Here is a 13305-nt window from a genome sequence, read left to right on the forward strand (position 1 = left end):
CGTGCAGGCCCGTCGCGGGGGGACGCTACGCGCCGGCCGGCACGTCGTGTGCGGTATTTTTCAATACCTGTCCCTGATACTTTTCGATTTCCAGCTGTGCCATCTGCCCGCAGTTGCCTTGCGCCAGGCTGGAGGTGCCGACGTCGAAGGTCAGACAGTTGACGTTGCCGTTCTTGCAAATCGAGCCCGGCTGTGAGGGATCGGCCGGATCGAACCATGCTCCTTCGCTGATGCGTACCGCACCGGGGCGCACATCCTCACTGATCAACGCGCCGACCAGAATCTGGCCGCGATCGTTGAATGCACGCACCAGATCGCCATTGGTAATGCCGCGCGACTGGGCATCCTGCGGGTTGATCATGATCGCCTCGCGATCGGCCACCGCGTACTTTTTGCGTAACGGGGTATTGTCCAACTGCGAATGCAGGCGGTTGATCGGATGCGCGGTATTGAGTGACAGCGGATATTTCGCCGCTTCCGGTCCGCGATACCATTCATGCGGCGGCATCCAGGTTGGGATCCCTTTGCAATCCTGATAATCCATCTTGGCGATGGCATCGGAATAGATCTCGATTTTCCCCGAGGGGGTGCCGAGCGGATTGAGCAGCGGATTTTCGCGGTAATCGGCGAAGCGCACCCATTGCTGATTGGCTTCCGGCACCGGGAATCGCACGTAGTTATTGGACTGCCAGAACATATCGAACGGCGGCAGAGCCACGCGGGCGTTGCGCGCCTGCTGTTTCATATCGTCGTACATGCCCTTCAGCCATTGGGTTTCGTCTTTGCCTTCGGTGAAGGCATCTTGCACGCCGAGCTTGGCGGCCATGGCGGCAAAAATATCGAAGTCGTTACGCGCTTCATGCTGTGGTGCCACGCATTGATGCATCGGGAAGACATACAGCTGCGAATAATCGCCGCCCATCTCCAGATCATTGCGTTCATAGCTGGTGGTTGCCGGCAGCACGATGTCGGCATATTTGGCGGTAGCGGTCCAATAAGGTTCGTTGACCACGATGGTTTCCGGCCGCTGCCAGGCTTTGATCAGATTATTGGTGTCCTGATGCTGGTGGAAGGTATTGCCTCCCGCCACGTACACCATTTTTACCTCGGGGTAGGTGACGTCGGCTCCGTTGAAATGAATGGTTTTGCCAGGGTTGGCAAGGCATTCGGCGATGCGCGCCACCGGGATTGGCGACGGCGAGTTCTTCGGCGCGTTGCCGGCGGAAATACCGGCGATAATGCCGCCTTTCGCCGTCGGACTGCCGCCGGATGAGTAGTGGTAACTAAAGCCGAAACCGCCGCCGGGCAGGCCAACCTGGCCGAGCATTGCTGCCACCGTGACCAGCAGCCAGTGTTGCTGTTCGCCGTGATGCTGGCGCTGAATGCCCCAGCCGCCCATGATCATGGTACGGTTCTTGGCCATATCGCGCGCCAGTTGCCGCAGTACCTCGGCGTCGACGCCGCTGATGTCGGCTGCCCATTCGGCAGTTTTTGGCGTGCCGTCTTCCTCCCCCAGCAGGTAGGCGGCAAAACGGTCAAAGCCGACGGTGTAGGTTTTCAGGAAGTCCGGATTATGCAGTTTTTCGCTCAACAGCGTATGGGCGATGCCGATCAGCATCGCGCTGTCGGTGTACGGGCGCGGCGCAATCCACTGCGCATTGACGAATTTGGCGCTGTCGTTATGCACCGGATCAATGCTGATCACCCGGGTACCTTTTTTCTTCAGCGCTTCAAACCCGGTTTGGCCATAGTGATCCGGTACGTTCCAGCTATTTCTCAACGTGACCATCGGATTACAGCCCCAGAGGATCACCAGTTGGCTGTTTTCAATTACGTTTGGCCAGGCGGTTTGCTGTTCATAAACCTCCATCGAACCGACCACGTGCGACATGATCACCTGCGCAGCACCGGTTGAATAATCCCCGGCGTAGCCGAGAAAACCGCCGGTCAGATTCATCAAACGTTGCAACAGCGTGCGGCTGTTGTGCAGCATACCGACGCTCTTCCAACCGTAGGAACCGGCATAGATCGACTGTGGACCATGCTGTTGCTGCAAACGGGCGATTTCGTTGCTCACTAACGTGATGGCCTTGTCCCAGCTGACGCGCACCCATTCATCGTGGCCGCGCAGTTCGGGGCGGCTACCGGGGCCGCCTTCCAGCCAGCTTTTGCGCACCATCGGATATTTGATGCGGTTTTCGGCGTGCACCTGGTACGGCGCCATAGTGATCAGATCGTTCGGGTATGGATCGTCCTTGACCGGCTGTACGCCGATCATTTTTCCGTCCTGCACGATGGCTTCAAATGCGCCCCAGTGAGCGCCGGTCAGAATGCCTTTTTGCGCCTGACGCAGTACCACAAACTGCGGTAGCGCCTGGCTGATGGCTTGCGCCAGCGCGTTTTTTGGCCACAGCCCCGCCAGCAACGGTGCGGCGGCCAGCGCGGTGGCGCCGGTCAGAAAGCGGCGACGACTCATTTTTAATGGTTGTTGTGAATACGATTTCATCTGCGCTTCTCCCTTAAAGCTTGGCCGAGGTGGCCGGCGGCATATCGCTGGCGTGTTTCTGCACGTATTGCGTCAATACACGCAGCTGTTCCTGCGTCAGTGAGGTACGTGGAGCCATGCCCTTGATTACGCCGATCCATTGGTTGGCGTTGAAGCGATCGAGCGCGGTCAGACCATGGCAACCGGTACAGTTGGCCGACATCATGTCTGCGCTGTAGCGCCAGATTTTTTGTTGATCGTCAATCAGCTGCTTACGCGGCAACCACACCTGCAGGGAAACCTGGTGCCATACCAGCCCGGTTTCTGCGTCGGTCATGGTGTTGGCAGATTTCAGCTGTTTGCGCGCGTCTTCACCCAGCAATACGCTGAGGATGCGCTTGCCCTGTGCGGCATAGAATACTTCGCTGACGCCGTCCTGTTGCCAACCGGCCACTTCGGCCAGCACCTTGTCACCGTCCTGTTTCACCACCCGCACTTCGGTTGAAGGCATCAGGTTGCCGGCGTTGTGTTCATCGTTTGGCTGCAAGAAGAACGGTTCGGTCGCAATGGTGTATAGCGTGGTGGCCGTCGGTGAGGTTTCAGCCGCCGCCTTCGCCAGTTCGGCGGCGCCAGCCTGCGCTGCGCCGCTCATGTCCGGCAGAATGTGCGCAACCCCCTTATGGCAGTCGATGCAGGTTTCACCCTGTTTGATCGCCACCGGGTGCTGCACGCGCGCTTCAGCGCTTTGCGCGGTGATGTCCATGGCGTCAAAGCTGTGGCATGAACGACAGGTGGCGGAATCATTCTCTTTTAGCGTTTTCCACACCGACTGTGCCATTGCCAGTTTGTGCGCTTCGTATTTTTCCGGCGTGCTGATGGTGCCGGCCATTTCGCCGTAAATGTCTTTCACCGCGCGAATTTTGGTCCACAGATACTCCAGTGGTTCGTGCGGCACGTGACAGTCGGCGCATTCAGCGCGGATGCCTTTGGTATTCTGGAAGTGAACGCTGCCCTGATATTCGGCGAGAGGTTGCTGCATGGTATGACAGGAAACGCAAAAAGCGGTATCGCTGGTTTTATGAAATACGGTGGCGGTGCCGGCCAATAGCGCTGCGCCAAGAACGATGCCAATGAGTAACAGCCACAACCATCCCCACCGGCGTCGCTTTTCCAAGCCAGTTGTTTTTTTGCTCATATTGAACCCACTTATAATTATGAAATCCCGAAGATGCCTTGCCAAAAAGCTCGATGGGTATTAACCCCTTATACCCATGCAATTATAGAGCCTATTTATTTGTGTGACTAACACATTGGGGGTAATTGTAGGTAATAATTCGACGTTTGCTGAAAAATAAAGCGCTGTGTTTTATTTTATATAACGAAAGGCGGCAGGATTAGGCATTTGTCTGGCGAGGGAATTGGCAGGGGAAACCCGCGCGGTGGCTGGCAACGCCGCGCTGGGTATGACATTAACGCGCCGGGCGGTAGTATTGCCCACGTTGCCACAGGGTAACGGCCATTTTACTGGCTTCGAAATGCGGTTCGGGCAGGGCGTCTGGCGAACACCAACGCCATTGCGCGCATTTTTCCGGTTCGAGGCGCTGTGGCTCACCGCCAGCGTGTTGTGCCAGCATGCAGATGGATACCGTGTGTTTACCTTCTTCACGCCAGGTTTGCAGGTTATTGCAAACGCCGATAAAACGCGGCAACGCGATATGCAAGCCGGTTTCCTCCAGCACCTCTCGTTGAGCGCACTGTTCAAAACTCTCCCCGACGTCCAGATGCCCACCGGGAATCGACCAGTAAGGGGCATGCTTGCCGCAGCGTTTGCCCAACAGAATATCTCCCTGCGCGTTAACGATGATCACGCCTATGCCGGTCATGACGCTCATGCTTTTCTCCTTCAGCAAATTTCAGCAGATTATGCCACTTCCGACGCGTAGCGGGGGAGTGCTGGGGAAAAATGTGCGTAAGCTCAAAAATCTGCTACGTCCTGATGGAGAAAACTTGCTTTCAGCATGGGCTGATTACACACTCCTTGAAACGTTTCAGCGTTATCGGACTGACTGGGTTGGTTTGGATAACGCTCCTTTTTCTCAATGAAGCTGAAACGATTCAATTCAGCAGGAGAGGAGAGCCATGTTCCAGTTGTCACAGCAAGACATTCACCTGGGCGCTGCCGCAGGCAGCAAGCAGGACGCCATCCAGCAGGTGGCGGCCGCCCTTACCGAGGCTGGCTGCGTCGGCGCCGGCTATGTGGACGGTATGTTGCAGCGCGAGCTGCAGACCTCCACCTATCTTGGCAATGGCATTGCCATTCCCCACGGCACCACCGATACCCGTGATTTGGTGTTGAACACCGGCGTACAGGTGTTTCAGTTTCCGCAAGGCATCGAATGGGGCGAAGGCCAGACCGCCTATGTGGTGATCGGCATTGCCGCGCGTTCAGATGAACACCTGGCGCTGCTGCGCCAGCTGACGCACGTGCTGAGTGATGACAGCGTGGCGGAGCAACTGGCGAAGACCACTTCAGCGGACGAACTGCGCAGCCTGCTGATGGGTGAAAAACAGGCGGCCGAATTCCAGTTTGACGCGTCGCTGATTGCGCTCGATGTGGCCGCCGACAGTCTGATGACGTTACAGGCGCTGAACGCCGGTCGTCTGCAAAAGATTGGTGCGGTTAGCGCCGAGTTCGTCAGCGACGTCATTACCCGCAAGCCGCTGAACCTGGGCCAGGGCATCTGGCTGAGCGACAGTACCGAAGGCAATCTGGGCAGCGCGGCCACCGTTAGCCGTCCGGCACAGGCGTTCGACGAAGAGGGTGAAAAAGTGGCATTGCTGCTGACCGTCGCCGTGGCCGATCGACAGCCGCTGACGGTGCTGAACTATCTGGGCGATCTGCTGCTGGCGCAAAAAGCTGAACGTCTGCTGAACGCTGACGCTGCCGGGGTGCTGGCATTGCTGACCAGTGAGGTAGCGGAGGAAAGCAGCGTACTGACCGCTGAATACATCATTCGCAACGAACACGGCCTGCATGCGCGGCCGGGAACGGCGCTGGTCAACGTGATCAAACAGTTCAGTAGCGAGATCACCGTGACCAATCTGGACGGCAGCGGCAAGCCGGCCAACGGGCGCAGCCTGATGAAAGTGGTCGCGCTGGGGGTGAAGAAAGGTCATCGTCTGCGCTTTACCGCCAGCGGTGAAGATGCCGAAGTCGCGCTGAAAACCATCGGCGAGGCAATCAACGAAGGACTGGGCGAGGGCGCAGCATGAGCAGAAGAGTCGCAACCATCACCCTGAACCCGGCTTACGATCTGGTGGGTTTTTGCCCCGAGATCGAACGTGGCGAAGTGAATCTGGTTAAAACCGCCGGCCTGCACGCCGCCGGTAAAGGCATTAACGTTGCCAAAGTCTTGAAAGATCTTGGCATTGACGTCACCGTCGGTGGTTTTCTGGGCAAAGATAATCAGGACGGCTTCCAATTGCTGTTCAGCGATCTGGGCATTGCCAATCGCTTTCAGGTGGTGCCGGGCCGTACGCGCATCAACGTCAAACTGACGGAAAAAGACGGTGAAGTGACCGACTTCAATTTCTCGGGCTTTGAGGTAACACCACAGGATTGGGAGCGTTTTGTCAGTGATTCACTGAGCTGGCTCGGCCAGTTCGACATGGTGGCGGTCAGCGGCAGCCTGCCGGCTGGCGTCGCGCCGGAAGCCTTTACTGACTGGATGACCCGTTTGCGCGCCCAGTGCCCGTGCATCATTTTCGACAGCAGCCGCGAAGCGCTGGTGGCCGGTTTGAAGGCCGCGCCGTGGTTGGTCAAGCCAAACCGCCGTGAATTGGAAATCTGGGCCGGTCGCCGACTGCCAACGCTGGCGGATGTGGTGGAAGCCGCCCATGCGCTGCGCGATCAGGGCATTGCCCACGTGGTGATTTCATTGGGTGCCGAAGGTGCGCTGTGGGTGAATGCATCGGGTGCCTGGATTGCCAAACCGCCGGCATGCGAAGTGGTCAGCACGGTTGGCGCTGGCGATTCGATGGTCGGCGGCCTGATCTATGGTCTGTTGATGCGTGAATCCAGCGAACATACGCTGCGTTTGGCCACCGCCGTTGCCGCCCTGGCCGTCAGCCAGAGCAACGTTGGCGTGACCGACCGTCCCCAGTTGGCCGCGATGATGGCGCGCGTCGATTTAACACCTTTTAATCAATAGCAGGAGGCAGAATGAAAACGCTGCTGATGATAGACAGTTCGCTGGGGCAGGCCCGTGGCCACCTGGCGCAACGCATGCTGAGTGCGGCTGCGGCCAAACAGGGGCTGCAACTGGTTGATTCTCTGGCTGATGCCGAGCTGGTGGTGGTGGCCGGGCAGTCTGTGCCCGCAGACGCCGCCCTGAACGGTAAAGCGCTTTACCTCGGTGATGTCGAGCAGGCGGTGCGCGAACCGCAGGCCTTCCTGGCTGCGGCCAAGGCGCACGCTCAGCCGTATCAGGCACCTGCGGTCGCCGCCGTGCCGGCGAAAGCCGCCGGGCAAAAACGCGTTGTGGCGATCACCGCGTGTCCGACCGGCGTGGCGCATACCTTTATGGCTGCTGAAGCGATTGAAAGTGAAGCGAAAAAACGTGGCTGGTGGGTGAAGGTAGAAACGCGCGGCTCGGTAGGCGCTGGCAATGCCATTACGCCGGAAGAAGTGGCCGCGGCGGATTTGGTGATTGTTGCCGCCGACATTGAAGTCGATCTGGACAAGTTTGCCGGTAAACCGATGTATCGTACCTCTACCGGTCTGGCGCTGAAGAAAACCGCGCAGGAGCTGGACAAGGCGCTGGCGGAAGCCGAAGTCTACCAGCCGCAGAAAAGCGGCGCTGCCGCCTCCACCGGCGGCAAGAAAAAGGAAAGTGCCGGTCCATACCGTCACCTGTTGACCGGCGTGTCGTACATGCTGCCGATGGTGGTAGCCGGGGGCCTGTGCATCGCACTGTCGTTCGTGTTCGGTATCAAGGCCTTCGAAGAGAAGGGCACGCTGGCGGCAGCGTTGATGCAGATTGGCGGTGGTTCCGCTTTTGCCCTGATGGTGCCGGTATTGGCCGGTTACATCGCATTTTCCATCGCTGACCGTCCGGGCCTGACGCCGGGTCTGATCGGCGGGATGCTGGCGGTGAGCACCGGCGCCGGTTTCCTCGGCGGCATTATTGCCGGTTTCCTCGCGGGTTATGTCGCCAAGGCGATCAGCGGCAAGCTGCGCCTGCCACAGAGTATGGAAGCGCTGAAACCGATACTGATCATACCGTTGGTTGCCAGCCTGATCACCGGTCTGGTCATGATTTACGTGGTCGGCACGCCGGTCGCCAAAATCATGGAAGGCCTGACCCACTGGCTGCAATCGTTGGGAACCGCCAATGCGGTACTGCTGGGCGCGATCCTCGGTGCGATGATGTGTACCGATATGGGCGGCCCGGTGAACAAGGCGGCTTATGCCTTCGGCGTCGCGCTGCTGAGTTCTTCGGTGTATGCGCCAATGGCGGCGATCATGGCGGCCGGTATGGTGCCACCGCTGGCGATGGGGCTGGCTACGCTGCTGGCACGTCGCAAGTTCGAGAAGTCCGAGCAGGAAGGCGGCAAAGCGGCATTGGTACTGGGGTTGTGCTTTATTTCCGAAGGGGCGATCCCGTTCGCTGCACGTGACCCGATGCGCGTACTGCCGTGCTGCATCGCCGGCGGCGCACTGACCGGCGCGCTGTCAATGGCGTTCGGCGCCAAGCTGATGGCACCGCACGGTGGCCTGTTCGTACTGCTGATCCCGGGCGCAATTTCACCGGTGTTACTGTACCTGCTGGCGATCGTCGCCGGGACGTTGCTGGCCGGGGTATCTTACGCAGTGTTGAAGCGCCCTGAAGCGGCGGTGACCAGCGCGGCGTAATTCCCTGCCTCAATACGCACAAACCGGTCAGGCTATCCTGACCGGTTTGCGTTGTAATCTGCTGATGTTGCTGATGTTGCTGATGTTGCTGATGTTGCGGTGAGAGGTTATTGCTGCGCCTTCAGCCAGGCGATTTCTTCCGCCCAGATATCCGGGTTGACGGTTTCGAGGATCAGCGGAATATTGTCAAAACGCGCATCGCGCATGATGTAGCTGAACACCGTTTTACCGATATTACCTTCCCCCAGGCTGTGATGGCGGTCGACCCGACTGTCGAACTGGCTCTTGGCATCGTTCAGGTGCATGCCGCGCAGATAGTTAAAGCCGACGATATCGCCCAGAGCCTTGAACGTTTGCTCGCAGTTTTCTTCGGTACGCAGATCGTAACCTGCGGCGAAGGCATGGCAGGTATCAATGCACACGCCGACCCGGCTCTTGTCTTCCACCCCGTCGATGATCGCCGCCAGATGTTCAAATCTGAAGCCCAGATTGCTGCCCTGGCCGGCGGTGTTTTCAATCACTGCGGTTACGCCTTGGGTTTTATCCAGCGCGATGTTGATCGATTCAGCGATCAGCGCCAGACAGCGATCTTCGTCGATCTGCTTCAGATGGCTGCCAGGATGGAAGTTCAGCAACGTCAGCCCCAGCTGTTCGCAGCGCTGCATTTCATCGATAAACGCTTCGCGAGATTTTTCCAGCGCCTCTGCGACAGGGTGGCCGAGGTTAATCAGGTAACTGTCGTGCGGCAAGATCTGCCCCGGGCCGAACCCGTATTGCGCGCAGGCGCTCTTGAATTTATCTATCACGTCGGCAGGCAGCGGTGCCGCTTTCCATTGACGCTGATTTTTGGTGAACAGGGCGAATGCGGTCGCCTCCAGTTGGTGTGCGCGGATAACTGCTTGATCCACGCCGCCTGACGCGCTGACATGTGCACCGACAAACTTCATTTTCATTCTCCTGTATTATCGGCGTCATTATGGCATTGATAGCGGCGGATTTGGAAGGTGGGGAGGGAAACGGGCCCGCTTTCGGGCCCGTAGAGGGGGATTACAGCAGATGTTGTACCAGTTGGTTGATGGCAGCGCCGCCGACAATCAGCCAGACAAACAGCAGCGTGGCCAGCAGAATCGGCTTGACCCCAGCCTGTCGCACCGCGCTGATGTGGGTAGTCAGACCCAGTGCGGCCATCGCCATCGCCAGCATCCAGGTATCGGCGGTAATCAGGTGTTGCACTACCGGCGCCGGGATCAGATTGAATGAGTTTAACCCGGCAACGGCGATGAACAGCACGGCAAACCACGGAATGGTGATGGCGGATTTTTCACTTTTATCCGCCTGGCCGCCACGACTGATATAGCCGGAAAGCAGCAGCAGGAACGGTGCCAGCATCATCACGCGAATCATTTTTGCAATTACTGCCGCATTTTCCGCTGCAGGACCGATGGCATGACCGGCGGCCACTACCTGTGCCACCTCATGAATGGTGGAGCCGGTATAGATGCCAAAGGTTTCCTGGCTGAACGGCAGCCACTGGAATTGCTGGTTGAGATGGAACAGCCACGGATAGGCGAAAATCGCCAGGGTACCGAACACCACCACGGTGGAGACTGCCACTGCCACCTTACTCGAATCGGCTTTCAACACCGGCTCGGTCGCCATCACCGCCGCAGCACCGCAGATACTGCTGCCAGCGCCGATTAGCATCGCGGTCTGGCTATCGATGCCAAACACTTTTTTCCCCAGCCAGCAGGCGAGCCAAAAAGTGCTGGTGAGGGTCAAGGCATCAATAATGATGCCGGTGGTGCCGACGTCGGCAATTTGCTGAAAGGTCAGGCGAAAGCCGTAAAGGATGATCCCCAGGCGCAACAGCCGCTGTTTGGCCAACTGTACACCGCTGTGACAGCTGGGTTGCAGCCATGGGTAAAGCGTATTACCGATGACAATGCCCAACAGGATCGCCAGCGTCAGAGCGCCGAGTCCCAAGCCGGCAATCCACGGCACTTCGCCAGCCCAAATGGCGATGGCGGTCAGCGCGGCGGTCAGCGCCAGCCCGGGCACCAGGCGCGTCAGGCCGAACAGCGGGAAACGCCGTTCGGGGAACAGTGGGGTGGTATTGGTCGCCATACATAAGTCCTTGTGCTGTTTCTCTGCCAACAAGGATATAGCGCCGTGCTATAAAAGATAAATTGATTATATATTTATAACCAATCTAAATAAGTGGTATAACCGCCGTGGTGAGTCCACAATCGTTTTGGGCAAACGTGATAATCTTAATAACAGGTTCCAGTTAACAGGTTGGCTACCCGTGGGGCCGACATTCATTTCAGGTGTTCACGCGGCGCAAGATAACCCGCTCACCCTCATTATCGAGACGGCTATGCATATTACCTTACGTCAGTTGGAAGTGTTTACCGAAGTGCTGAAAAGCGGTTCGACCACTCAGGCCTCGGTGGTGTTGGCGCTGTCGCAATCGGCAGTCAGCGCGGCGTTGGCGGATCTGGAGGGGCAACTTGGCGTACAGTTATTCGATCGCGTTGGCAAGCGGCTGGTGATCAACGAACATGGCCGTTTACTGTATCCCAAAGCGCTGGCGCTGCTGGAACAGGCCGGAGAGATTGAACAGCTGTTTCGTCATGACGGCGGGGCGTTGCGCATCGCTGCCAGCAGCACCATCGGCAACTATCTGCTGCCGGCGATGATGGCGCACTATCGGCAGGATTTCCCCAATGTGCCGTTGGAGTTGAACGTCGGCAACAGCCAGGACGTGATTGGGGCGGTGGCGGATTTTCGCGTTGATCTGGGGCTGATCGAAGGGCCGTGTCATATGCCGGAACTGGTTACCCAGCCGTGGCAGGACGATGAGCTGGTGGTGTTTGCCGCCCCGGACAGTCCGTTGGCGCAGCGGCCGCTAAGCCTGGAGGCGCTGGCCAACGCCCCCTGGATCCTGCGTGAGCGCGGTTCTGGCACGCGTGAAGTACTGGATCACCTGTTACTGGCGCATCTGCCGCATTTTCAACTGGTGATGGAGCTTGGCAACTCGGAAGCGATCAAACACGCGGTGCGTCACGGCATTGGCATCAGCTGTCTGTCACGGCGGGTAATTGGCGAGCAGTTGGCGGCCGGCACGCTGGTGGAGTTGCAGGTACCGCTGCCGCCGCTAACGCGCACGCTGTATTTGATCCATCATCGGCAAAAACATATTTCCAACGCGCTTGCGCGTTTTCTCAGCTATTGCACCCTGCCAGCACAAGCATAAAAACCTGTGCTGCTTCACATTAATGAGACGAAGTCGGGCAAATCAGGTTGCTGCTAATAATTGCCTCTGAATTATGAAGCTATCTTATATCATTGCAATGTTGCTAGTGCGCCGGCGGGTATTTGTTACAATCCGCCCTCATTTTTTGAAGAGCAGATAGGGTAAGAATGGCTCAGCAGGATATAAAAACATCGGGGCAACCAGCACCCGGGCTACGCCGCGAGCTAAAAGCGCGGCATTTAACCATGATTGCCATTGGTGGTTCCATCGGTACCGGCCTGTTTGTCGCCTCGGGCGCAACGGTTTCTCAAGCCGGGCCGGGTGGGGCGCTGTTGTCCTACGCGTTGATTGGCCTGATGGTGTACTTCTTGATGACCAGTCTGGGCGAACTGGCGGCATTTATGCCGGTTTCCGGCTCATTTTCCACCTACGGCGCCAAATACGTTGAAGAAGGTTTCGGCTTCGCGCTGGGCTGGAACTATTGGTACAACTGGGCGGTTACCATCGCCGTTGATCTGGTCGCCTCGCAGTTGGTGATGAGTTACTGGTTCCCTGATACGCCCGGCTGGATCTGGAGTGCCTTGTTCCTGGGTCTGATGTTCCTGCTGAACTACATTTCGGTGAAAGGCTTCGGCGAAGCCGAATACTGGTTCTCGCTGATCAAGGTCACGACGGTCATCATCTTCATTGCCATTGGCGTATTGATGATTGTCGGCATCCTGAAGGGCGGCGAACATGCTGGCTGGCAAAACTGGACCATTGGCGACGCGCCGTTTGCCGGCGGCTTTTCGGCAATGATAGGCGTGGCGATGATCGTCGGCTTCTCGTTCCAGGGGACTGAACTGATCGGCATCGCCGCCGGCGAATCCGAGAACCCGGGCAAGAATATCCCGCGCGCGGTGCGTCAGGTGTTCTGGCGTATTCTGTTATTCTATATCTTCGCCATTCTGATCATCAGCCTGATCATTCCTTATTCCGATCCGAGCCTGCTGCGTAACGACGTAAAAGACATCAGCGTCAGCCCGTTCACGCTGGTATTCCAGCATGCCGGCCTGCTGTCTGCGGCGGCGGTGATGAACGCGGTCATTCTGACGGCGGTGTTGTCGGCCGGCAACTCCGGCATGTATGCCTCGACCCGCATGCTGTTCACGCTGGCGTCGGAAGGCAAGGCACCGCGCATTTTCGCCAAACTGTCGAAGGGCGGCGTACCGCGTAATGCGCTGTATGCCACTACCGTGGTGGCGGGCCTGTGCTTCCTGAGTTCGATGTTCGGCAACCAGTCGGTGTATCTGTGGCTGCTGAATACCTCGGGCATGACCGGTTTCATCGCCTGGTTGGGGATTGCCATCAGCCACTATCGTTTCCGCCGCGGCTATATGCTGCAAGGGCGTGATCTGAGCGATTTACCGTACCGTTCCGGTTTCTTCCCGTTGGGGCCGATCTTCGCTTTCGTGCTGTGCCTGATCATTACCCTGGGCCAGAACTACCAGGCGTTCCTGGAAGATAAAATCGACTGGTATGGCGTGACTGCCACCTACATCGGTATTCCGCTGTTCCTGATTATCTGGTTCGGTTACAAGCTGACGCGCGGCACTCGCGTGGTGAAGTACAGCGAAATGGAATTCCCGAAGATGGACGTGAAATAACGCC

At 57.9% G+C, this 13305-nt stretch carries 10 protein-coding genes; 5 read left to right on the forward strand and 5 right to left on the reverse strand.

Translation table 11 applies throughout. From position 1 onward, the window contains the following. Positions 1-25: 25 nt before the first annotated feature. The 3 genes from torA to AC2AXP_RS15215 form a co-directional block, all read right to left on the reverse strand. Complete coding sequence (gene torA / locus AC2AXP_RS15205) at positions 26-2506, reverse strand: trimethylamine-N-oxide reductase TorA (protein WP_198773439.1); 2481 nt, start codon at positions 2504-2506, stop codon at positions 26-28. A 13-nt stretch (positions 2507-2519) separates the two neighbouring features. Beyond that, positions 2520-3680, reverse strand: coding sequence for a NapC/NirT family cytochrome c (locus AC2AXP_RS15210; protein ID WP_004960781.1), 1161 nt, complete (start codon positions 3678-3680; stop codon positions 2520-2522). A 274-nt stretch (positions 3681-3954) separates the two neighbouring features. Further along, a complete protein-coding gene (locus AC2AXP_RS15215; protein ID WP_273869518.1) occupies positions 3955-4377 on the reverse strand; it encodes a nucleotide triphosphate diphosphatase NUDT15 in 423 nt (140 codons plus the stop codon). Positions 4378-4624: 247 nt separating this feature from the next. Between AC2AXP_RS15215 and fruB the strand changes: the two genes are divergently transcribed. Genes fruB through fruA form a run of 3 tightly spaced genes read left to right on the forward strand, consistent with a single transcriptional unit; the run spans position 4625 to position 8399 of the window. After that, positions 4625-5758 carry a fused PTS fructose transporter subunit IIA/HPr protein gene (gene fruB, locus AC2AXP_RS15220; protein WP_004960786.1) on the forward strand — a complete coding sequence of 378 codons (1134 nt, stop codon included), beginning with the start codon at positions 4625-4627 and terminating at the stop codon, positions 5756-5758. Further along, positions 5755-6696 carry a 1-phosphofructokinase gene (fruK, locus tag AC2AXP_RS15225; protein WP_004960790.1) on the forward strand — a complete coding sequence of 314 codons (942 nt, stop codon included), beginning with the start codon at positions 5755-5757 and terminating at the stop codon, positions 6694-6696. Before fruB ends, fruK begins: the two co-directional genes overlap by 4 nt. A gap of 11 nt (positions 6697-6707) precedes the next feature. After that, entirely contained in the window at positions 6708-8399 is a 1692-nt protein-coding gene (gene fruA, locus AC2AXP_RS15230) for a PTS fructose transporter subunit IIBC (RefSeq protein ID WP_004960793.1), read from the forward strand. A gap of 107 nt (positions 8400-8506) precedes the next feature. On the opposite strand, the gene nfo is transcribed toward fruA, so the two are convergent. After that, positions 8507-9346, reverse strand: coding sequence for a deoxyribonuclease IV (nfo, locus tag AC2AXP_RS15235; RefSeq protein WP_039991900.1), 840 nt, complete (start codon positions 9344-9346; stop codon positions 8507-8509). A gap of 100 nt (positions 9347-9446) precedes the next feature. Beyond that, a complete protein-coding gene (locus AC2AXP_RS15240; RefSeq protein ID WP_484381786.1) occupies positions 9447-10523 on the reverse strand; it encodes a YeiH family putative sulfate export transporter in 1077 nt (358 codons plus the stop codon). Positions 10524-10776: 253 nt separating this feature from the next. On the opposite strand from AC2AXP_RS15240, the gene yieE reads away from it, so the two are divergent. Continuing rightward, a complete protein-coding gene (gene yieE, locus AC2AXP_RS15245) occupies positions 10777-11655 on the forward strand; it encodes a DNA-binding transcriptional regulator YeiE (protein ID WP_039991901.1) in 879 nt (292 codons plus the stop codon). 167 nt (positions 11656-11822) lie between these two features. Further along, entirely contained in the window at positions 11823-13301 is a 1479-nt protein-coding gene (locus tag AC2AXP_RS15250) for an amino acid permease (RefSeq protein ID WP_484381787.1), read from the forward strand. Positions 13302-13305: the final 4 nt, after the last annotated feature.

Source organism: Serratia sp. Sp408 (assembly GCF_057180665.1).